At 60.3% G+C, this 21442-nt stretch carries 23 protein-coding genes; 4 read left to right on the forward strand and 19 right to left on the reverse strand.

What is annotated here, in order from left to right; all coding sequences use genetic code 11:
* Nucleotides 1–87: 87 nt before the first annotated feature.
* The 9 genes from P3G59_RS01975 to ubiE all read right to left on the reverse strand — a co-directional run bounded on the left by P3G59_RS01975 (nucleotide 88) and on the right by ubiE (nucleotide 6164).
* Nucleotides 88–795: a 16S rRNA (uracil(1498)-N(3))-methyltransferase gene (locus P3G59_RS01975; RefSeq protein WP_277760244.1), complete on the reverse strand. Its 708-nt coding sequence runs from the start codon at nucleotides 793–795 to the stop codon at nucleotides 88–90.
* The gene (tatC, locus tag P3G59_RS01980) at nucleotides 792–1580 is read right to left on the reverse strand and encodes a twin-arginine translocase subunit TatC (protein ID WP_277760245.1); all 789 of its coding nucleotides are present in this window, start codon (nucleotides 1578–1580) and stop codon (nucleotides 792–794) included. Before tatC ends, P3G59_RS01975 begins: the two co-directional genes overlap by 4 nt.
* Nucleotides 1577–2044 carry a Sec-independent protein translocase protein TatB gene (gene tatB, locus P3G59_RS01985; RefSeq protein WP_277760246.1) on the reverse strand — a complete coding sequence of 156 codons (468 nt, stop codon included), beginning with the start codon at nucleotides 2042–2044 and terminating at the stop codon, nucleotides 1577–1579. Before tatB ends, tatC begins: the two co-directional genes overlap by 4 nt.
* Before the next feature lie 10 nt (nucleotides 2045–2054).
* A complete protein-coding gene (locus P3G59_RS01990; protein ID WP_003220847.1) occupies nucleotides 2055–2336 on the reverse strand; it encodes a twin-arginine translocase TatA/TatE family subunit in 282 nt (93 codons plus the stop codon).
* Between the two features lie 25 nt (nucleotides 2337–2361).
* Entirely contained in the window at nucleotides 2362–2694 is a 333-nt protein-coding gene (locus P3G59_RS01995; RefSeq protein WP_007909355.1) for a phosphoribosyl-ATP diphosphatase, read from the reverse strand.
* The gene (hisI, locus tag P3G59_RS02000; RefSeq protein WP_277760247.1) at nucleotides 2687–3088 is read right to left on the reverse strand and encodes a phosphoribosyl-AMP cyclohydrolase; all 402 of its coding nucleotides are present in this window, start codon (nucleotides 3086–3088) and stop codon (nucleotides 2687–2689) included. The genes P3G59_RS01995 and hisI overlap by 8 nt, the downstream gene beginning before the upstream one ends.
* A gap of 81 nt (nucleotides 3089–3169) precedes the next feature.
* A complete protein-coding gene (ubiB, locus tag P3G59_RS02005; protein ID WP_277760248.1) occupies nucleotides 3170–4774 on the reverse strand; it encodes a ubiquinone biosynthesis regulatory protein kinase UbiB in 1605 nt (534 codons plus the stop codon).
* A complete protein-coding gene (locus P3G59_RS02010) occupies nucleotides 4771–5394 on the reverse strand; it encodes an SCP2 domain-containing protein (RefSeq protein WP_003220855.1) in 624 nt (207 codons plus the stop codon). Before P3G59_RS02010 ends, ubiB begins: the two co-directional genes overlap by 4 nt.
* Nucleotides 5394–6164, reverse strand: a complete 771-nt coding sequence (gene ubiE, locus P3G59_RS02015; RefSeq protein ID WP_277760249.1) for a bifunctional demethylmenaquinone methyltransferase/2-methoxy-6-polyprenyl-1,4-benzoquinol methylase UbiE — start codon at nucleotides 6162–6164, stop codon at nucleotides 5394–5396. Before ubiE ends, P3G59_RS02010 begins: the two co-directional genes overlap by 1 nt.
* A gap of 154 nt (nucleotides 6165–6318) precedes the next feature.
* Here ubiE and P3G59_RS02020 point away from each other — a divergent pair, with 154 nt between their 5' ends.
* The 3 genes from P3G59_RS02020 to P3G59_RS02030 all read left to right on the forward strand — a co-directional run bounded on the left by P3G59_RS02020 (nucleotide 6319) and on the right by P3G59_RS02030 (nucleotide 8114).
* Nucleotides 6319–6594, forward strand: coding sequence for a polyhydroxyalkanoic acid system family protein (locus tag P3G59_RS02020; protein WP_277760250.1), 276 nt, complete (start codon nucleotides 6319–6321; stop codon nucleotides 6592–6594).
* 202 nt (nucleotides 6595–6796) lie between these two features.
* Complete coding sequence (locus tag P3G59_RS02025; RefSeq protein ID WP_277760251.1) at nucleotides 6797–7219, forward strand: phasin family protein; 423 nt, start codon at nucleotides 6797–6799, stop codon at nucleotides 7217–7219.
* 10 nt (nucleotides 7220–7229) lie between these two features.
* Nucleotides 7230–8114, forward strand: a complete 885-nt coding sequence (locus tag P3G59_RS02030) for a phasin family protein (RefSeq protein ID WP_277760252.1) — start codon at nucleotides 7230–7232, stop codon at nucleotides 8112–8114.
* Nucleotides 8115–8383: 269 nt separating this feature from the next.
* On the opposite strand, the gene P3G59_RS02035 is transcribed toward P3G59_RS02030, so the two are convergent.
* The 9 genes from P3G59_RS02035 to argS form a co-directional block, all read right to left on the reverse strand.
* Nucleotides 8384–9004, reverse strand: coding sequence for a TetR/AcrR family transcriptional regulator (locus P3G59_RS02035; RefSeq protein ID WP_277760253.1), 621 nt, complete (start codon nucleotides 9002–9004; stop codon nucleotides 8384–8386).
* Between the two features lie 30 nt (nucleotides 9005–9034).
* Nucleotides 9035–10717, reverse strand: coding sequence for a class II poly(R)-hydroxyalkanoic acid synthase (gene phaC / locus P3G59_RS02040; RefSeq protein WP_277760254.1), 1683 nt, complete (start codon nucleotides 10715–10717; stop codon nucleotides 9035–9037).
* A gap of 139 nt (nucleotides 10718–10856) precedes the next feature.
* A complete protein-coding gene (phaZ, locus tag P3G59_RS02045) occupies nucleotides 10857–11711 on the reverse strand; it encodes a poly(3-hydroxyalkanoate) depolymerase (RefSeq protein WP_007909378.1) in 855 nt (284 codons plus the stop codon).
* 142 nt (nucleotides 11712–11853) lie between these two features.
* Nucleotides 11854–13533: a class II poly(R)-hydroxyalkanoic acid synthase gene (phaC, locus tag P3G59_RS02050; RefSeq protein ID WP_277760255.1), complete on the reverse strand. Its 1680-nt coding sequence runs from the start codon at nucleotides 13531–13533 to the stop codon at nucleotides 11854–11856.
* A gap of 258 nt (nucleotides 13534–13791) precedes the next feature.
* A complete protein-coding gene (locus P3G59_RS02055; RefSeq protein WP_277760256.1) occupies nucleotides 13792–14169 on the reverse strand; it encodes a DUF971 domain-containing protein in 378 nt (125 codons plus the stop codon).
* A gap of 126 nt (nucleotides 14170–14295) precedes the next feature.
* Nucleotides 14296–15633 (reverse strand): ATP-dependent protease ATPase subunit HslU, encoded by a 1338-nt coding sequence (gene hslU / locus P3G59_RS02060; RefSeq protein WP_277760257.1) that lies wholly within the window; start codon nucleotides 15631–15633, stop codon nucleotides 14296–14298.
* A 55-nt stretch (nucleotides 15634–15688) separates the two neighbouring features.
* Nucleotides 15689–16219 (reverse strand): ATP-dependent protease subunit HslV, encoded by a 531-nt coding sequence (gene hslV / locus P3G59_RS02065; protein ID WP_003186641.1) that lies wholly within the window; start codon nucleotides 16217–16219, stop codon nucleotides 15689–15691.
* Between the two features lie 232 nt (nucleotides 16220–16451).
* Nucleotides 16452–17168 (reverse strand): SPOR domain-containing protein, encoded by a 717-nt coding sequence (locus tag P3G59_RS02070; protein WP_007909385.1) that lies wholly within the window; start codon nucleotides 17166–17168, stop codon nucleotides 16452–16454.
* Nucleotide 17169: 1 nt separating this feature from the next.
* Nucleotides 17170–18906, reverse strand: a complete 1737-nt coding sequence (argS, locus tag P3G59_RS02075) for an arginine--tRNA ligase (RefSeq protein WP_277760258.1) — start codon at nucleotides 18904–18906, stop codon at nucleotides 17170–17172.
* On the opposite strand from argS, the gene P3G59_RS02080 reads away from it, so the two are divergent.
* Nucleotides 18905–19027: a hypothetical protein gene (locus tag P3G59_RS02080; protein WP_256579857.1), complete on the forward strand. Its 123-nt coding sequence runs from the start codon at nucleotides 18905–18907 to the stop codon at nucleotides 19025–19027. The genes argS and P3G59_RS02080 overlap by 2 nt on opposite strands.
* 93 nt (nucleotides 19028–19120) lie before the next feature.
* On the opposite strand, the gene P3G59_RS02085 is transcribed toward P3G59_RS02080, so the two are convergent.
* Nucleotides 19121–21340: a primosomal protein N' gene (locus tag P3G59_RS02085; RefSeq protein WP_277760259.1), complete on the reverse strand. Its 2220-nt coding sequence runs from the start codon at nucleotides 21338–21340 to the stop codon at nucleotides 19121–19123.
* Nucleotides 21341–21442 lie beyond the last annotated feature (102 nt).

A 21442-nucleotide genomic window follows, 5' to 3' on the forward strand; every position in this document is an offset into this window, starting at 1 on the left:
TGATGTTGTTTTTTAGAAGCAAAGTCAAAAGATCGTCCGATCGCGGCCCGAGCCTGCGGCAGCTCCTACAGGGGATTTATGTTGAACTTAGAAGAGGCGGGCGAGCAGGGCGGTGACGGCGGTTTCGACGCGCAGGATGCGTTCGCCGAGTTGCACCGGTTGCAGGCCGGACTTGGCCAGCAGGTCGATTTCGTAGGGGATCCAGCCGCCTTCCGGGCCGATGGCCAGGGTCACCGGTTCGCTCAATGCGCGGGGGCAGGGCGGATAGTTGCCGGGATGTCCAACGAGGCCGAGGGTGCCGTCGGTAATCGCCGGCAGCCGGTCTTCAACAAACGGCTTGAAGCGCTTCTCGATGATGATTTCCGGCAGCACGGTGTCGCGGGCCTGTTCGAGGCCGAGGATCAAATTCTCGCGAATCGCCTCAGGCTCCAGAAACGGCGTCTGCCAGAAGCTCTTCTCGACCCGATAGCTGTTGACCAGAATCACCTTCGACACGCCCATGGTCGCCACGGTCTGAAATACCCGCCGCAGCATCTTCGGGCGCGGCAGGGCCAGCAACAACGTCAGTGGCAATTTTGCCGGCGGTGGCTTGTCGAGAGTGACGCGCAGTTCAGCCTCACCCGCCTCCAGACGCAGCAACTCAGCCGAACCCATCAACCCGTTGATGCGCCCGACGCGCAGGCTGTCACCGACTTCCGAGCGGTGAACCTCCTGCATGTGGGTCAGGCGTCTATCACGCAGGACTACGCGGTCGGCCGCAATGAAATCGGCCTCTTCGAGCAACAGCAGGTTCATGCCTGGGTCGCTGGCGGCTGGTCGTTGTGATCGTCGGCGGTTTCGTCCGGACTTTCGCGTTTGCTGATCAGGCCACCGAACAGGATGCCGATTTCAAACAACATCCACATCGGCACGGCCAGCAGCGTCTGCGAGAAAATGTCCGGCGGCGTCAGGATCATGCCGACCACGAAGCAGCCGATGATCACGTACGGGCGGATCTTCTTCAGGTATTTGACGTCGACCACGCCGATCCACACCAGCAGCACCACGGCCACCGGGATCTCAAACGCCACGCCGAAGGCGAAGAACAGCGTCATGACGAAATCGAGGTAACTGGCGATGTCGGTCATCATTTCCACGCCGGCCGGGGTGGCAGCGGCGAAGAATTTGAAGATCAGCGGGAACACGAAGTAATAGGCGAACGCCATGCCGGTGTAGAACAACAGGATGCTGGAAACCAGCAACGGCACCGCAATGCGCTTTTCATGCTTGTACAGGCCCGGCGCGATAAAACCCCAGATCTGATGCAGGATCACCGGGATTGCGAGAAACAGCGAGACCATCATCGTCAGCTTCAGCGGCGTCAGGAACGGCGATGACACGTCGGTGGCGATCATCGTCGCGCCGACCGGCAGGTACTGGCGCAGCGGCGTCGAGACGAAGGTGTAGATCTGCTGGGTGAACGCAAACAGCCCGGCGAAGATGATGAAGATCGCCGCCACACAACGCAGCAGGCGGGTGCGCAGCTCGGTGAGGTGCGAAACCAGCGGCATGTGCTGGTCGTTTTCGGGGAGATCGCTCATGGGGCTCGCGGCGGCAGTGTAGGATCGTGAGGCGCAGGTGTGATCGGCGCGGCGTTTGGCGCAACGTGTTCAACCGAAGCTTCTGCGGCAACGGGCGTCGGTTCTGTCGGCGCTACAACGGCAGCAGGTGCTGGTGCTGGTGTTGGAGCAGGTGCAGCTGGCGCGTGAATCGTCTGCTGTCCGACATGTTCAACTTCAACCGGCGTCGGCTCTTGCTGAACCGGATTGAAAATCTTCCGCGCCTCTTGCTCCAGCGACAGAATGTGCTCGTTGTGCAGTTGCCGACGGATCTCGTCGGCACCGATTTCACGTTCAACTTCCTGTTTGATCGCGTTGAAGCTGCGCTTCAGCCGTCCGACCCACAGGCCAGCGGTGCGCGCAGCGCCCGGCAGACGCTCGGGGCCCAGCACCAGCAGGGCGACGAGGCCGACGAGCAGCAGTTCAGAGAAGCTGATACCAAACATTAGTCTGTGCTCACACGTCTTTGCGGATCGGCTCTTCGACTTTCTGCGCCTGCACGTCGATGGTGTGCGGCGGGTTGGCCTGAGCGGTGGCTTGCGGCTGTACCGGTGGCACCGGTTGCGCAGGCGTCACGGTTGGATCAGCGGCTGGTTTTTCATCGTCGTTCATGGCTTTGCGGAAGCCCTTGATCGACTCGCCAACGTCGGTGCCGAGGTTTTTCAGTTTTTTGGTGCCGAACACCAACACCACGACTACCAGAATGACGATCCAGTGTTTCCAGTCAAAAATGCCCATGTTGCTGTTCCTCTCTAAAAATTGTTCAGGCGGACGGACGCGAGGCTTTCTCGACGTGTCCGGACAGGCCGAAGCGGCGATCCAGTTCATCCAGCACAGCCTGTGGATGCTGCCCCAGTTGGGCGAGCATGACCATGCTGTGGAACCACAGGTCGGCGGTCTCGTAGATCACGTCACTGCAGTCGCCACTGATGGCGGCGTCCTTGGCGGCAATAATGGTTTCGACCGACTCTTCGCCGACTTTCTCCAGAATCTTGTTCAGGCCCTTGTGATACAGACTAGCTACATATGAGCTGTCGGCCGCTGCGCCTTTGCGCTCTTCGAGCACTTCGGCCAGACGAGTCAGGGTGTCACTCATGTTTGTGTCCTGCGCAATAGATAGCGTGCGGATCTTTCAGAACCGGATCGACTGTCTTCCAGTCGCCGTTTTCGAAGACACGGTAAAAGCAGCTTTGACGGCCGGTATGGCAAGCGATGTCGCCGATCTGTTCAACCATCAGGATGATCACGTCGGCGTCACAGTCCAGACGCATTTCATGCAAGGTCTGCACATGGCCGGACTCTTCGCCCTTGCGCCACAGCTTGCCACGGGAACGTGACCAGTAGATTGCACGGTTTTCCGCGGCGGCCAGTTCGAGCGCTTCGCGGTTCATCCAGGCCATCATCAGTACGCGTCCGGTCTTGTGATCCTGGGCAATCGCCGGCACCAGGCCGTCAGCGTCCCACTTGATCTCGTCCAGCCAGTTTTTCATCTTCGACTCCGACAGCGAACCCCACACTTCAATAGTCGGGTTCAGGCATTGAAACAGTGTGCCAGCCGATCACGAAACTGGCTATCGGCGAACGACCAGATACAAGCCCACGGCCACCATGATTCCGGCCGGCCAATGCCCCAGTTCATTCAGCGGGCCACCGATGGCGAGGATCACCCCGCCGGCCAGATGCGCGCAACCGAGCAGGCGCAGGAACCAGTCGTCCTTGCGTTTGTGCCACGGTGGCGGCGGGTCATAGGCGTGCGGCTGGGACATGCGTTCGAGCAGATCACGGGCCATGTTGGCCAGATGCGGCAGCTGTTCGAACTGGCTCTGCACGTTGCCGAGCAAGGCTTTCGGGCTGACGCGCTCGCGCATCCAGCGTTCGAGGAACGGCTGCGCGGTGTTCCACAGATCGAGGTCCGGGTACAACTGGCGGCCGAGGCCTTCGATGTTCAACAGGGTTTTTTGCAGCAGCACGAGCTGCGGCTGCACTTCCATGTTGAAACGCCGTGCGGTCTGGAACAGGCGCATCAGCACTTGGCCAAATGAAATATCTTTTAACGGTTTTTCGAAGATCGGCTCGCACACTGTACGGATCGCCGCTTCGAATTCGTTGAGCTTGGTTTCTGCCGGCACCCAGCCCGAATCGATGTGCAACTGCGCCACGCGACGGTAGTCACGCTTGAAGAAGGCGAACAGGTTGCGTGCCAGATAATCCTGGTCTTCCGGGGTCAGGCTGCCGACGATGCCGCAGTCGATCGCGATGTACTGCGGGCTCCACGGGTTGACGGTGCTGACGAAGATGTTTCCCGGGTGCATGTCGGCGTGGAAAAAGCTGTCGCGGAATACTTGAGTGAAGAAGATCTCCACGCCACGTTCGGCGAGCATTTTCATGTCGGTGCGCTGATCGGCGAGGGTCGCCAGGTCGGTGACCTGAATGCCGTAGATGCGCTCCATCACCAGCACTTTCGGCCGGCACCAATCCCAATAAACCTGCGGCACGTAGAGCAGCGGCGAACCTTCGAAGTTGCGCTTCAACTGGCTGGCGTTGGCCGCCTCGCGCAGCAGGTCGAGTTCGTCGTAGATGGTTTTTTCGTAGTCCTGGACCACGTCGACCGGGTGCAGCAGACGCGCGTCGGCAGACACTTTCTCGGCAGCGCGGGCAAGGATGAACAGCCACGCCAGATCCTGCGCGATGATCGGCTTCAGGCCCGGGCGAATGACCTTGACCACCACTTCTTCGCCGGTTTTCAGCTGCGCGGCATGCACCTGCGCCACCGAAGCCGAGGCCAGCGGTTCGACGTCGAAGCGGCTGAATACATCGCTGATCTTCTTGCCCAGCTGTTCTTCGATCAACTTGACCGACAGCTGCGAATCGAACGGCGGCACGCGATCTTGCAGGTGCATCAGCTCATCGGCGATGTCTTCCGGCAACAGGTCGCGGCGGGTCGAAAGTATTTGCCCGAACTTGATGAAAATCGGCCCCAGATCCTGCAACGCCAGGCGCAAACGTGCGCCCCGGCTCAGGTCCAGCGGCTTGCGCGGGAACCAGCGCCACGGCAGCACATAACGCAGCGCCAGGAGGAACCACGGCAACGGCAGATCGAACAGCAGGTCATCGAGGCGGTAGCGGATCACGACGCGCTGGATGCGCAACAGACGGCGGACGGCAAGCAGCTTCATGCGTTATCGCTTGGGTCGAGGGATCGGGAAAGGCGCTCGAAACGCGCCTCGAGACGTTCCAGATCAAGTTTGATCCGGTCCAGTTCGCTGAACCGCGCTTCGGCTTCGCGCTGCCCGACGAGGGTGCGCGATTCTTCGGCGAGGTATTCGGCGAGATTCTGGTTGAGGCTGGCAAATCCTTGTTGATACCAGCGTGCGCGGCTGCGCAGGTGGCCACCGATCAATTGCGTGGCGACCGGGCCGAGCCAGCGCGAGAGTTCGTACTCCCAGTCCAGCTCAAGGTCTTGCAGCACACCGGCCAGCTCCAGCAACACACCGCTGTCGCCATCGAGTTCGACTTCCGGGGCGTGCAACACCGCGGTCTTGTCTTTGCTCACGGCCAGTTTGACCAGGCTGGAGGCCGGCGCACGCAGGGTGCAGTCGACGCCAGTTTCCCAGTGCGAGGCCAGCATCAAGCCTTCGTCGCTCGGCAAAATGAACAGTTGCAGCGCCGGGCTGCGGCAGTCGACGGCAATCACCTTGCCGGTCAAATGCGCCAGTCGCGGCAGCGCCGTGCTGTCGAGACGCAGCACCCGGTTGAGGCCGAGTTCAACGCTGGCGAGCAGCCCGGTGAGCAACATCAGGGCTTGATGCCACGGTGCAGGGCGACGATGCCTGCGGTCATGTTGTGATAGGTCACGCGGTCGAAACCGGCGTCGACCATCATCGACTTCAGGGTTTCCTGATTCGGGTGCATGCGGATCGATTCGGCCAGGTAGCGATAGCTTTCCGAGTCATTGGTGATCAGCTTGCCCATCAGTGGCATGAAGGCGAACGAATAAGCGTCGTAGGCTTTCGACATCAGCGCGTTGGTCGGCTTGGAGAATTCCAGCACCAGCAGCCGACCGCCCGGCTTGAGCACGCGCAGCATCGAACGCAGGGCGTCTTCCTTGTGCGTCACGTTGCGCAGGCCGAAAGCGATGGTCACGCAGTCGAAATGGTTGTCCGGGAACGGCAGTTTTTCGGCGTCCGCCTGAACGAATTCGACGTTGCCGGCGACACCCAGATCGAGCAGGCGGTCACGGCCAACCTTGAGCATCGATTCGTTGATGTCGGCCAACACAACCTGACCGGTAGGGCCGACCAGATGCGAGAATTTCTTGGTCAGGTCACCGGTGCCGCCGGCGATGTCCAGCACGCGGTTACCAGCGCGCACGCCGGACAGTTCGATCGCGAATCGCTTCCACAGACGATGCATGCCGCCCGACAGAAGGTCGTTCATCAGGTCGTACTTGGCGGCTACCGAGTGGAAAACCTCAGCGACTTTTTCCGCTTTCTGGCTTTCCGGAACGTTTTTGAAGCCGAAGTGAGTGGTGGGTTCGGCATCGCTGCCTTTGCGCTGATCAGTCATATCGCTGTCACCAAAAGAGAATGCGCGACATTCTAATCCCCAAGCCATGCTTTGTCTTGGAATGGCTAAAGGTAAGATGGGCAACCCTCGGGACGATTTGCCGCAGCAGCGGTCAAGATCTACCGACACATCTTTTTAAATCAGGAGTCATGCAATGGCCAAAATCACTGTTGAGCGTGCCCACAGCCTGGGTAAGGAAGCCGCCCGCGAGAAGGCCGACAAGCTGGCGCAGAAACTCTCCGATCAATATGGCCTGGAGCCGCAATGGTCGGGCGATACCCTGAATCTCAAGCGCTCAGGTGTGAAAGGTGCGGTGCATGTGGCGGACGATTCGATCAAGGTCGACGTCGAACTGGGCATCATGATGTCGGCCATGAGCGGCATGATCAAAGCCGAGATCGAGAAAGCGCTCGACAAAGCTTTGCTCTGAACATCAAAGATCGCAGCCTTCGGCAGCGCCTACAGGAATGTGTACCTCTGTAGGAGCTGCCGAAGGCTGCGATCTTTTCATTCAGGCACCACCGATTCATGTCAGTTGTTAGGGTGCCGTTTCTAATTTTTCTGCCTACTTTGTGCCTGAGCCCGACACTTTCCCGGGCAGTTCCTCAAACCTTCTGCGCGTGAGGTGCACCATGGCCAAAGTTATTTTGAAGAAAAAAATCGACGCTTCGACTTCTACTCTGAGCGACGTCAAATCCTATGCCCGCAAGATCTGGCTGGCAGGCCTGGGTGCCTACGCCAAGGTCGGCCAAGAGGGCAGCGACTACTTTCAAGAGTTGATCAAGGCTGGTCAAACTGTTGAAAAGAAAGGCAAAAAAGCCGTTACCGAAAAACTCGAAGCGGCCAACGCCGAGATCGATGAAGCCAAGAGCGAAGTGAGTTCTTTCAAAGGTCGCGTCGAAGTTCAGCTCGACAAGGTCGAGAAGGCGTTCGACTCCCGTGTAGCAAGCGCCTTGAATCGTATCGGCATTCCGTCTAAACATGACGTTGAGACACTCTCTGCTAAGCTCGATGAGCTGACGGCATTGCTCGAACGCGTCGCGCGTAAATCTTAAGGAGAACGGGATGGCTGGTAAAAAGAACACCGATAAAGAAGGCAGCTCGTGGATCGGGAAAGTCGAAGACTACTCCCGCAAAATCTGGCTGGCTGGTTTAGGCGTGTACTCGAAGATCGACACTGACGGCAGCAAGCTCTTCGATACATTGGTCAAAGACGGCGAGAAAGCCGAGAAGCTCACCAAGTCCGCAGTCGGCAAAAAAGTCGATGCCGCCAAGGACTCTGCTTCTTCGGCCAAGTCGCGCATCAGCGGCGTGAAAGATCGCGCACTGGGCAAGTGGGACGAGCTGGAAGGGGCTTTCGACAAGCGCCTGAACAGCGCGATTTCGCGCCTCGGTGTACCGAGCCGCAATGAAGTCAAAGCGCTCAACAGCAAGGTCGATACGCTGACCAAACAGATCGAAAAACTCACCGGTCTGAAAGCCCAGCCTGTGGCGGCGAAAACCGCAGCAGCAAAACCGGCAGCGAAAACTGCGGCGGCCAAACCAGCGGCAAAATCCGCTGCCAAGCCACTGGCAAAAGCGGCGGCTAAACCCGCAGCAAAAGCAGCGGCCAAGCCTGCAGCAAAAACCGCAGCGGCCAAGCCAGCTGCCAAAGCTGCAGCCAAACCGGTTGCTGCCAAAGCCGCCGCCAAACCGGCAGCAAAACCTGCGGCCAAAACTGCAGCGAAACCAGCCGCCAAGCCTGCAGCCAAACCGGCTGCGGCGAAGAAACCTGCAGCGAAAAAACCGGCCGCACCGAAAGCCGCTACGCCGAAGCCAGCAGCACCTGCTGCAGCCAAACCTGCCACTTCGGCAGCTCCGGTAAGCGCGTCGAACTCCGCCGCCGCACCGACGCCTGCGGCTACCCCGACTGTTGCATCGACGCCGTCGACACCAACCAGTCAGTCCTGATTTTTCAGGGCAAAACAAAACGCCCGGCCTGTGAAGGTCGGGCGTTTTTTTGTGTATTTTAAAAGCAAACCCTCACCCCAGCCCTCTCCCAGAGGGAGAGGGGGCCGACCGAGTTGCCTTTCGTTATACATCGACCTGAAATAACCAGTCGATTATGGATTCAGCGATCAATTCCATATCGGCGTAATTCCTGAATATCCCCCAATCAGTCCCCTCTCCCTACGGGCGGTCCAACGTTTCGGGAGGGCTAGGGTGAGGGGCTCTTGATTTCAATCGTGGTCTTCGAGGTATTGCAGGGCCATCCGTTCGGTCGCCACTTTCACCGGCGGCAGCAAGTGCGGCGCCACCAGCATCATGATCTGATAAACCACCAACCTGACCTCGCCCTCACGATCCAGAATCCGCTGATAATCCAGCGAAAACAGCAAGGTCATGGTGATCTGCTCCACCAACTGCCCCAACGCCTGGGTATCACTGACCAATTGCCCCGCCGCCTTCAACCGCGCCAGTAACGACGCCAGTGTGCGCTTCAATGCATTGAGCAGATTGCGAATGCCCTTGGCCAGTTTCGGCAAGCGTCCGGCCAGGTTCGACAGGTCCTGAAACAGGAAGCGGTACTGCGCCAGCCGCTCGACGATCAAATGCAGAAACAGCCAGTAATCCTCTGGCGCGAGCTCCACATCGGAGGGGGGATCGAGCAGCGGTGCCAGTTCATGCTGAAAACGGTCGAACAACCCGAGAATCAGCGGTTCCTTGCCGTGGAAGTGGTAGTAGAGGTTGCCCGGGCTGATGCCCATTTCGTTGGCCACCTCCATGGTGGAGACGTTCGGCTCGCCCTTTTCGTTGAACAATTGCAAAGCACATTCGAGAATCCGGTCGCGGGTTTTCATCCAGTCTTCTTAGAAAAGTTCGGTTAAGCGTCAGCGCACACGCACGTAGGTACCGGGCGCGGCCTCCATCGGTGGATAGTTCGGGTTGCCGAGCGTGAACGAGGTTTCGTGCTGGGCGCCGGAACGCTGTTGAATCCATTCCAGCCACTGCGGCCACCAACTGCCGTCGACGTGTTTGCCGTCGTAATACCAGGCGCGCGGGTCACTGCTCATCTTGCCGTTTTCGACATACGCGGCTTTCGGGTTGCTCGGCGGGTTGAGAATGCTCTGCACATGGCCGCTGTTGGACAGCACGAAACGTCGCTCGCCACCCAGCAGCAGGGTCGAGCGGTACACCGCATCCCACGGCGTAATGTGGTCGTTCATGCCAGCGACGCTGAAGCTGTCGACGGTGACTTTTTGCAGGTCGATCGGCGTACCACACACTTCCAGTCCACCCGGATGGGTCAGCGGGTTGTGCTTGAAGAAGTCCAGCAAGTCGCCGTGAAACGCTGCGGGCAGGCGCGTGTTGTCGTTGTTCCAGTAGAGGATGTCGAAGGCCGGCGGCTCTTTACCCAACAGGTAGTTGTTGACGAAGTAGCTCCAGATCAGATCGTTGGGGCGCATCCAGGCGAAGACCTTGGCCATGTCGCGACCGTCGAGCACACCCTTTTGATACGAGCGGCGCTTGGCGGCTTCGAGGGTTTGCTCATCGGCAAACAGCGTGGCTGAGGTTTCGATTTCACTGTCGAGCAGGCTGACCAGATACGTCGCGCTGGAGACGCGGCGCAGCTGCCGCTTGGCCTGCAAATGCCCTTGCAGAGCGGCGATGGTCAGCCCGCCGGCGCAAGCGCCCATCAGGTTGACCTCGCGGGCGCCAGTGATCGCCCGGCAGATGTTCATCGCTTCTTCCACCGCTTCGACGTAGGTCGACAGGCCCCATTCGCGATGGCGCACATCCGGGTTGCGCCAACTGATCATGAAGGTCTGCAAGCCATTCTTCAGCGCGTACTGGACGAAGCTGTTGTGCGGGCTGAGGTCGAAAATGTAGTACTTGTTGATTTGCGGCGGCACCACCAACAATGGCTTGGCGTACTGCTTTTCACTCATCGGTTTGTACTGGATCAGCTCAAGCAGATCGTTGCGAAACACTACCGAGCCGGTGGTGGTAGCAACGGTTTTGCCGACCTCGAAAGCTTGTCGGGTCACCTGGCGTGGCAGGCCGTCGTTGTGCAGCAAGTCATCGAACAGATGACTGAGGCCGCGCACCAGACTGTGCCCGCCGGAGTTGAACAGCTCCTTCACCGCCAACGGGTTGAGCAAAGTGTTCGACGGCGCCACGGCGTCATTGAGCAGGGTGAAGGCGAAGTGCGCGCGGGCACGATCGTCCGGGCTCATGTTGCTTTCATCGATCCAGCTTTTGACCTGCTTTTGCCAGGCCAGATAGGCCTGCAGGCTGCGCCGGTAAAACGGATTGAGGCTCCACGCCGGGTCGGCGAAGCGGCTGTCGTTCGGGTTGGTCGGGTGCAGGGTTTCACCGAGCAGGACGCGGCCCAACTGGCCGCCGAGCTTCAAGGCGTGCCTCGCGCTGTGAATCGGGTTGCGCAGGCCATGGGCGGCGACGCTGCGCAAGGTCGAGATCAAATCCCGCCCACGCAGGCCGGTGATCGCACTTTGTGCGTTGATGAACACGGCGGGGCTGGGCACTACGCCCGTCGCTGGTTTGTCGCGCATGACTCAACACTCCTTCGTCTTCAGGTCAAAAACACACTCACCGAACCAGAACACCATAGACGCTGTTGCGGGTTGCTGCCTGCGCGGCGTCCTGCCGCGCACTCTTTGCCAAGGGCTTGCATAAAGCCTGCCGCCGGGGTTAACCGCCCAGCGGTGTCGGATGCGGGTGCATTACCGCGCGCTGACGCTCCTCCTGAAGAAACTTCATGATGATCGGCGCCACCGCTTCGGCACGGGTAATCAGGAACAGATGACCGTCGTCGATGATGTGCAGTTGCGCATTGGGAATGCGCCAGGCGAGCATGCGCATGTTGATCAGCGGGATCAGCGGATCGTCATCGCCGGCCAGCACCAGCGTCGGCTGATGGATCTTGTGCAGCCAGTGAATGCTGGTCCAGCCGAGGCCTGCAAACAGTTGCCAGTAGTAACCGAGCTTGCCCGCCGAACGCACTTTCGCCGCGTGGCTGGCGGCCAGCGTCGGGTCGCGACGAAACGAGCCGCCATAGATCAGCGGCGCGATGCGGATCACATGGGACGGCTGAATGTAGCGCCGGGGGCTGGCCATCATCCACAGCACTTTCGGCTTGCCCGGCACCATCACGGCACCGGCAGCGGTCGCCGCCAGCACCAGTTTCTTGCAGCGCTCGGGGTAGTCGTAGGCGAATTGCTGCGCGAGGGCGCCGCCCCACGACACGCCGATGACGTTGACTTGCCCATAGTCGAGGTAATCGAGCATGCGCGCGGTCAGCTTGGCCAGCCCGGGAAAGCGATACGGCCGGTTCGGCGTGGAGGAGCCGCCGACACCGGGCACGTCGAAAGCGATCACTTCCAGATCCGGGTCCAGCGCCGCGACAAACGGAAACACCAGCTCCAGGTTGGCGCCGATGCCGTTGAAAATCAGCAAGGGCGTCAAGTGAGGCTTGCCGGGGCGTACCGCCGTGCGGAGGGTCTGGCCATCCAGATCGACGGTACGGAATATGAACGGTTGCGGCATGCTTCAGGCCCTGTGGATTTCAAGTACACCCGATTCCCTGTGTAGGAGCTGCCGCAGGCTGCGATCTTTTGATCTTGATTTTAAAAACAGAATCAAAAGATCGCAGCCTGCGGCAGCTCCTACAGGGGAAGGGTGGTGTCAGTTACCGCTCGTGAACGTAAGTGCCCGGCGAGGCTTCACCCGCCGGATACGCTTTGTTGCCCAGTTTCAGCGGGGCCTTTTTCAGGTTGCCCGAACGCTCGGCTTGCCACGCCTGCCAGTACAGCCACCAGGAATCGGTGTGCTTGGTCGAGTTTTCCTGCCAGTCATCGGCATTGGCGGCCATTTCTTCGCCGGTCATGTAACGCGATTTCGGGTTGCCTGGCGGGTTCAGAATGCTTTGGATATGCCCGCTGCTCGACAGCACGAATTCGACCTTGCCACCAAACAGCTGCGCCGACTTGTAGCAGGACTTCCACGGTGTGATGTGGTCGTTGGTGCCGGCCAGCGAGAAGATGTCGGCCGTGACTTGCTTGAGATCAATCGGCGTGCCGCACACTTCTAGTGCATTGGGGCGGATCAGTGGGTTGTTTTTGAACATCTCGATCAGGTCGCCGTGGAACGCTGCCGGCAACCGGGTGGTGTCGTTGTTCCAGAACAGGATGTCGAATACCGGCGGCTCGTTGCCGAGCAGGTAATTATTGACCCAGTAATTCCAGATCAGGTCGTTGGGGCGCATCCACGCGAAGACCTTGGCCATGTCTTTGCCTTCGAGCACGCCGGCCTGGTACGAGTGGCGCTTGGCGGTCTCCAGGGTCTGCTCGTCGACGAATAGCGCGACGTCGCTGTCCAGCGTCGTGTCGAGCACGCTGACCAACAGCGTGAGGGCATTGACCTTGTTCTCGCCGATCGCCGCGTAGTGGCCGAGCAGGGCGGTGCAGGTGATGCCGCCGGAGCAGGCGCCGAGCATGTTGATGTCTTTGCTGCCGGTGATCGCGGTGACCACGTCGACCGCTTCTTTCAGCGCATCGATGTAGGTCGACAGGCCCCACTCGCGCTGCGCCTTGGTCGGGTTGCGCCAGCTGACGATGAACGTCTGCACGTTATTGCGCAGGCAGAAGCGCGCCAGACTCTTGTCCGGACTGAGGTCGAACACATAAAACTTGTTGATCTGCGGCGGAACGACGAGCAGTGGACGCTCGTGGACCTGCTCGGTGATCGGCTTGTACTGGATCAGCTCCAGCACATCGTTGCGGAATACCACCGCGCCTTCGGTGACGCCGAGGCTCTTGCCAACTTCGAACGCGCCCATGTTGACCTGGCTCGGCATGCCGCCGTTGTGTACCAGATCCTTGGCCAGATGCGAGAGGCCGTCGAGCAGGCTTTTGCCGCCGGTTTCGAAGAAGCGTTTGACCGCTGCCGGGTTGGCCGCCGTGTTGGTCGGGGCCATGGCTTCGGTCATCAGGTTGATGACGAAATGCCCACGGGCGATGTCTTTGGGTGACAGGCTGCTGTCATCGATCCAGGCGTGGAGTTCCTTGCGCCACGCCAGATAAGTTTGCAGATAACGTTTGTAGAGCGGGTTCTGGCTCCACGCCGGATCAGCGAAGCGACGGTCATCGCCGGCCGGTTGCAGTTCGGATTTACCAAACAACACGTTCTTCAGTTCGAGGCCGAAATGGGTGACGTGCTTGACGCTATGGATCGGTTGTTTAATGGCCTGTTTCAGCACCATACGAGCAGAGGCCAGCAGATCCTTTCCGCGTAGCCCAACGACGGGATTAAGCCCCAGGGTGTTTTCCGAGGCTTGGTACTTCAGGTCATCGTTATTCTTGTTACTCATCTACGACGCTCCATTGTCCTGAGACGAGTACCCGGTTTTCTGCTGTGCAGTTCCACAGCCAATGCCAGGTACTACTGCTCGGGTGACCGTTAATTCTGCATAGCTGCTTTACAGTCGTAGAGCACTGCAGGGAACTTGCCAGCTCCATTGGTTACCCGAGTTTAATTTTTTTCGCAAGCAGGCCGATCCTCGGCCACACAGCAGAGCATTCAAACAGATGAATTTAGAAAATGCCCTCTAATGAGCGCAAGGCTCGGGCTAGAGCATCAGCTTGACGATCGACTCGTTCGGGTCGCGGGTTTTTCCGGCGGCTTTGAGCTCGGCCAGATAATCGGCCCAGAGTGCGTCATGACGTCGCCCCAGTTCGTAGAGATAGTCCCAGGTGAACAGGCCGCTGTCGTGACCATCGTCGAAGGTCAGTTTCAGTGCGTAGTGACCGGCCGGTTCCAGTTTGCTCAGACCGACGTTGATCTTGCCGAATTGCAGGATCGGTTTGCCGTGGCCCTGGACCTCGGCGGAGGGAGAATGCACGCGCAGGAATTCGGCGGGCAGGGTGAATTCCTCGCCGGACGCGTAAGTGAGCGTCAGGGTTTTCGAGGCTTTGTGCAGTTTGATGTCGGTAGGAATAGTAGTCATTGCAGGTCATCCGACTAGATGGAACACCCTGTAGGAGCTGCCGAAGGCTGCGATCTTTTGATCTTGTCTTTTAAAAATCAAAGTCAAAAGATCGCAGCCTGCGGCAGCTCCTACAGGGAAGGTGACCTACAGGATATAACGGGACAGGTCTTCGTTCTGCGCCAATTCGCCGAGGTGACCGTTGACGTATTCCGCGTCGATCAGAATCGGCTTCTCATCGTGCGTGCTGGCCAGATCACCGGCGCTGAACGACACCTCTTCAAGCAGACGCTCGAGCAGCGTGTGCAGGCGACGGGCACCAATGTTCTCGGTCTTCTCGTTGACCTGCCAGGCGATCTCCGCCAGACGCTTGATGCCTTCGGGCTGGAACTGGATGTTCAGGCCTTCGGTTTTCAGCAGCGCGCAATATTGCTCGGTGAGCGAGGCATGCGGTTCGCTGAGGATACGTTCGAAGTCCGACGGGCTCAGCGCTTTGAGTTCAACGCGGATCGGCAGACGACCTTGCAGCTCAGGCACCAGGTCGCTCGGCTTGCTCAGGTGGAACGCGCCGGACGCGATGAACAGGATGTGGTCAGTCTTGACCATGCCCAGTTTGGTGTTGACGGTGCAGCCTTCGATCAGCGGCAGCAGGTCGCGCTGCACGCCTTCACGGGAGACATCGGCGCCGCCGACGTTGCCGCGCTTGGCGACTTTGTCGATCTCGTCGATGAACACGATACCGTGCTGTTCAACCGCTTCCAGCGCCTTGGCTTTCAGCTCTTCTTCGTTGACCAGACGCCCGGCTTCTTCGTCGCGCACCAGCTTGAGCGCTTCTTTGACCTTGAGCTTGCGCGCCTTCTTCTTGCCCTTGCCCATGTTGGCAAACAGCGATTGCAGCTGGTTGGTCATCTCTTCCATGCCGGGCGGCGTGGCGATTTCGATGCCGGCCACTTCGGCGACTTCGATCTCGATTTCCTTGTCATCCAGCTGACCTTCGCGCAGGCGCTTGCGGAACAGCTGACGGGTGTTGGAGTCGCTGCTAGGCGCTTCTTCATTGCTGAAGCCCATGCGCGCCGGCGGCAGCAGTGCGTCGAGGATACGATCCTCGGCAGCGTCTTCGGCACGGTGGCGCACGCGGGTCATTTCCTGCTCGCGCAGCATCTTGATCGCAGCGTCGGCCAGATCACGAATGATCGATTCGACGTCACGACCGACGTAGCCGACTTCGGTGAACTTGGTCGCTTCGACCTTGATGAACGGCGCGTTGGCCAGTTTCGCCAGGCGACGGGCGATCTCGGTTTTACCGACACCGGTCGGGCCGATCATCAGGATGTTCTTCGGGGTCACTTCAACACGCAGCTCTTCAGGCAGCTGCATGCGGCGCCAGCGGTTGCGCAAGGCAATCGCGACGGCGCGCTTGGCATCGTCCTGGCCGATGATGTGGCGGTTGAGTTCGTGGACGATTTCGCGGGGAGTCATGGACATAGTAGTTGGCGGTCCTCAAGCACAAACAAGCCGTGGCACGCTGGCCAAGACAGGCTTATTCGGCGAGATCCTGCTCCTCAATGGTCTGAGTGTGGTTGGTGAATACACAGATGTCGCCGGCGATGCCGAGAGCGGTTTCGACGATTTCGCGGGCCGACAGGTCGGTCTTTTTCAGCAGGGCGCTGGCCGCAGCCTGCGCATAGGCGCCGCCGGAACCCATGGCGATCAGGCCATCTTCGGGTTCGACCACGTCACCGTTGCCGGTGATGATCAGCGAGGCGTCTTTGTTGGCAACCGCGAGCATGGCTTCGAGGCGGCTCAGGGAGCGGTCGGTGCGCCATTCTTTGGCGAGTTCGACAGCGGCGCGTACCAGGTGGCCCTGGTGTTTTTCAAGCTGGCCTTCGAAACGTTCGAAGAGGGTAAAGGCGTCGGCGGTGGCACCGGCAAAACCGGCGATGACCTGGCCGTGGTACAGGCGACGAACTTTTTTCGCGTTGCCTTTCATCACGGTATTGCCGAGAGAAACCTGGCCGTCGCCGCCCATGACGACTTTGCCGTGACGGCGGACTGAAACGATGGTGGTCAAGGGAAGAGTCTCCACACAGCGGGGCGAAAGTGCCTTATGCCCATTCATATGGGGGTGCTGGAGAGGATTTCAACCGTAGCGCGGGAGAGGAGACGAGCGGCGTGTTGCACCTGATCGTCCCCACGCTCCGCGTGGGAATGCAGCCCGGGACGCTCCGCGTCCCTTAACCGCTGGGACGCTGAGCGTCCCTTGAGGCATTCCCACGCAGAGCGTGGGAACGATCGGCCGAGGGTCAGCGGCTCTGGCGTTGTTGTAACAACAGGTTGCTGAAGCCGGCACCGGCCAGTTGTTTCTGTGCCGTGGTCAGCTGTTCGCGGTTGCTGAACGGGCCGACCAACACGCGGTACCAGGTTTCATCCTTCACTGTGCCGGACTCAACCGCGACCGCCTGACCGAGCAGAATGATCTGCGCGCGGACCTTGTCGGCATCGGTTTCCTTGCGGAACGAGCCGGCCTGCAAGAAGAACTTGGTCACCGGCGCGGCTTTGCTCACCGGTGGCGCTGGCGGCGGGGTAATCCCGGCCAAGGCTGCCTGAGCGCGCGCGGTGTCGATCTTCGCCGCTTCTGCCGGTGTCACCGGCGTGGTCGGGATGGCCGGCACTTGTGGCGTCGGCAAGGTCTTCTCCGGCACGGCGTCCGGCGGCACGATCACTTCCGATTCCGGCAGCAGGGTGTAGAAGTCGTACTTCGGCTTCACCGGTTGCGTCGGGCTCGGCGGGGTCTTGTTGGCCTCGGCGATCTTCGACGCTTTCTGTTGTTGCGCCTGTTCGACTTTCTCGCGCTTGACCGTGTCGCTGCCCTTGCCCGGCTCGAGCTTCATCAGAAATACGATGAACGCGCCGACCGTCAGGCCGATGGCCATCCACAGCCAGCCCGGAATCGGTTGCTTCGCAGGAGCTTGGTAACGGCTGGCGCCACGCTTGGGTGCAGGTTTTTTCTTGGCAGCCAACTTACATACGCTCCAGAGTTTCCAGACCCAACAGCTCCAGGCCTTGCTTGAGGGTGCGACCGGTCAGCGCGGCCAGACGCAGACGGCTCTGCATTTGGGCCGGGGTCTTGGCGGCGAGGATCGGGCAGTTCTCGTAGAAGCTGGAGAACAGACCGGCAACGTCGTACAGGTAGGTGCAGAGAATGTGCGGCGTGCCTTTGTCGGACACGTTATTCAGCACTTCGCCGAATTGCGCCAGTTTCGCTGCCAACTCTTGCTCGTGCGCCGCTTCGAGAACGATCTGGCCATCGACTTCGCTGAAGTCCTTGCCCAGTTTGCGGAACACACCGGCGACACGGGTGTAGGCATACAGCAGGTACGGTGCGGTGTTGCCTTCGAAATTCAGCATCAGGTCGAAGTTGAAGCTGTAGTCGCTGGTGCGGTGCTTGGACAGGTCGGCGTATTTCACCGCGCCGATGCCGACGACTTTGGCGATGTTGCGCAGCTCGTCTTCAGCCAGCTCCGGGTTCTTTTCTTTGACCAGGCTGTAGGCACGTTCCTGGGCTTCGGTCAGCAGGTCGATCAACTTCACGGTGCCGCCGTCACGAGTCTTGAACGGACGGCCGTCGGCGCCGTTCATGGTGCCGAAGCCCATGTGTTCCATTTCCATTGGATGGGTGACGAACCCGGCCTTGCGCGCCACGGCAAACACTTGCTGGAAGTGCAGGGCCTGACGCTGGTCGACGAAGTACAGCGCGCGATCGGCTTTCAGCTTGCCGCTGCGGTAGCGCACGGCCGCCAGGTCCGTGGTGGCGTACAGGTAGCCGCCGTCAGCCTTGACGATGATCACCGGCAGCGGATCGCCGTCGGCGTTCTTGAACTCGTCGAGGAACACGCACTGGGCGCCGTTGCTCTCGACCAGCATGCCGGCGGCTTTCAGGTCGTTGACCACGTTGATCAGGTCGTCGTTGTAGGCGCTTTCGCCCATTACGTCGGCCATGGTCAGCTTGACGTTGAGCAGTTCGTAGATCTTCTGGCAGTGCGACAGCGAGATGTCCTTGAACTTGGTCCACAGCGCCAGGCACTCGGCATCACCGGCCTGCAACTTGACCACCAGGCCACGGGCGCGGTCGGCGAATTCTGCGGATTCGTCGAAACGTTGTTTGGCGGCGCGGTAGAAGTTTTCCAGATCGGACAGCTCGTCGCTGGTGATCGGGTTTTCCTGCAGATAGGCCATCAGCATGCCGAACTGAGTACCCCAGTCGCCGACGTGGTTCTGACGGATCACTTCGTCGCCGAGGAATTCGAGGACGCGGGCCACGCCGTCGCCAATGATGGTTGAACGCAAGTGGCCGACGTGCATCTCTTTGGCCAGGTTCGGTGCCGACAGGTCGACCACGGTGCGCTGCGCCGGGCCGGCCTTGCGTACGCCGACGTGGGCATCAGCCAGGGCGGCGTCGAGACGCGAGGCCAGCGCCTGGGTGTTCTGGAAGAAATTGATGAAGCCCGGGCCGGCGATTTCGGCCTTGGTGACGTTCTCGTCGGCCGGCAGCGCGGCGATGATTTTTTCCGCCAGATCGCGCGGCTTCATGCCTGCAGGCTTGGCCAACATCATCGCGATGTTGCTGGCGAAGTCGCCGTGAGTCTTGTCGCGGGCGTTCTCCACCTGGATCGCCGGCGACAGGCCTTCAGGCAACACACCTTCGTTGACGAGTTGGGTGAGGGCTTGTTGGATCAGCTGGCGAATGGTGTCTTTCATGGTCTTCTCTTTCGACCGCAAGCGCGGCGGGCGCATCGATGCGCGGGTGGAAAAACTGGGCATTATCCGTTGCGAAGACGGGCTTGCCAACCTTAGCAGGCAGCTTATGGATATGTGGTGACATTAAAGGCCAAAGATCGCAGCCTGCGGCAGTTCCTACACAGGATTCCGCGTTTTTCTGTAGGACCTGCCGATGGCTGCGATCTTTTGATCTTCAATATAAATCGACAGGGTCGACATCCAGCGACCAACGCACCGCGCGTCCGCTCGGCATCTGCTCCAGCACCAGCAACCAACTCGCCAGCAATCGGTGCAGCGGCGCTCGCGCCGTCGCCTGCAACAATAGTTGCGCGCGATAACGGCCGGCGCGGCGCTCCATCGGCGCCGGCACCGGCCCGAGCAATTCGATCCCGCTCAGATTCTGTTCAGCCAGCAAACGCTCGGCTTCGCTACACGCCTCATCGAGAAAACCTTCCGCCTGTCCGGGTTTGTGCGCTTCGGCACGCAACAACGCCAGGTGCGCAAACGGTGGCAACCCGGCGGCGCGGCGCTCGCTCAAGGCCTGTTCGGCGAAGGCGAAATACCCCTGTTCGGTGAGTTGCACCAATAAAGGATGGTCGGCGAGGTGTGTCTGGATGATCACCTTGCCCGGCTCTTCCGCCCGCCCGGCGCGCCCGGCTACCTGCACGATCAATTGCGCCATGCGCTCGCTGGCGCGGAAGTCGCCCGAGAACAAACCGCCATCGGCATCGAGGATCGACACCAGCGTCACGCGCGGAAAGTGATGCCCCTTGGCCAACATCTGCGTGCCGACGAGGATGCACGGCTGGCCCTTCTGAATCGTCGCGAACAGCTGATTCATCGCGTCTTTGCGCGACGTGCTGTCGCGGTCAACGCGCAGCACCGGATAGTCCGGAAACAGAATCGCCAGGCGTTCTTCGGCGCGCTCGGTGCCGGCGCCCACGGGCCGCAAGTCAACCTTGTTGCACTTCGGGCACTGGCGCGGGGTGCGCTCGACGTAACCGCAATGGTGACAGCGCAGTTCGCCGTAACGCTGGTGCACGGTCATTCGCGCATCGCAACGTGAACACTCGGACATCCAGCCGCAATCGTGGCAGAGCAGCGTTGGCGCAAAGCCGCGACGGTTGAGGAACACCAGCACCTGTTGGCCGTTGGCGAGGGTCTGGCCGATGGCTTGTTGCATCGGCCCGGAAATCCCACTGTCCAGTGGACGGCTTTTCACGTCCAGGCGCAGGAAACGAGGTTGTTTGGCGCCACCGGCGCGCTCGTTCAGGCGCAGCAGGCCATAACGACCGGTGTAGGCGTTGTGCAGGCTTTCCAGCGAGGGTGTCGCGGAGCCGAGCACGATCGGGATGTTTTCCTGGCGCGCGCGGACCAAGGCCAGATCGCGGGCGTGGTAGCGCAAACCTTCCTGCTGTTTATAAGAGCCGTCGTGCTCTTCGTCGATGATGATCAGCCCGGGATTCTTCATCGGCGTAAACAGCGCCGAGCGGGTGCCGATAATAATGTCGGCCTCGCCATCCCGGGCGGCGAGCCAGGCGTCGAGGCGCTCGCGGTCATTGACTGCCGAGTGCAGCAGGGCGATCCGCGCGTTGAAGCGCTGCTCAAAGCGCGCCAGGGTCTGCGGGCCGAGGTTGATCTCCGGGATCAGCACCAGCGCCTGTTTGCCGGCTTCGAGGGTTTCACGGATCAGTTGCAAATAGACTTCGGTCTTGCCGCTGCCGGTGACCCCGGCCAGCAGAAACGCGTGATAACTGTCGAAGCCGGCACGGATGGCCTCATAGGCGGCGCGCTGTTCGGCGTTGAGCGGCAATTCCGGCTGCGCGAGCCAGTGTTCGTGGCGCGCTCCTGGGGCATGCCGGCGGATTTCCACTTGCACCAGATTTTTCGCCAGCAACAGATCGAGGCTGTCCTTGCTCAGCATCAGTTTGCTCAGCAACTGATGGGCGACGCCGTGGGGATGCTGGGCCAGCGTCGTCAGTGCCTCACGCTGGCGCGGGGCGCGGGCGATGCGCGGGTCATCAAGGCTGGCGCCGGGGGTGATCGACCAGAAGCGCTCTTGACGAGCCTCGGCCAGCTCACCCTGACGCAGCAGGACTGGCAGCGCCCAGCTCAAGGTGTCGCCGAGGCTGTGCTGATAATACTGCGACGTCCACAGGCACAACTTGAACAGTGCCGGGGGTAGCGGCGCTGTGGCATCGAGCAGGGCCAGCGCCGGTTTGAGTTTCTCCACCGGCACTTCGCTGGTGTCCGTGACCTCGACCAGAATCCCGATCATCTCGCGCCGACCGAACGGCACCCGCAGGCGCATGCCCGGCTGCAATTGCTCACGCAGCACGCCGGCCGGGGCTCGGTAGTCGAACAGGCGGCGCAAGGGCGAAGGCAGGGCGAGGCGCAGAATGGCGTCGGGCACGCGGGGGGATCTCTATAAAACGCAAAATAAGGGGCGAGTGCAGATCAATTGTGGGAGCGAGCTTGCTCGCGAAGGCGGCGTGTCAGGCGCTAAAACATTGGC

Origin of the sequence: Pseudomonas sp. A34-9, assembly GCF_029543085.1 — a bacterium.
In the GTDB taxonomy this organism is placed as follows: Bacteria; Pseudomonadota; Gammaproteobacteria; order Pseudomonadales; family Pseudomonadaceae; genus Aquipseudomonas.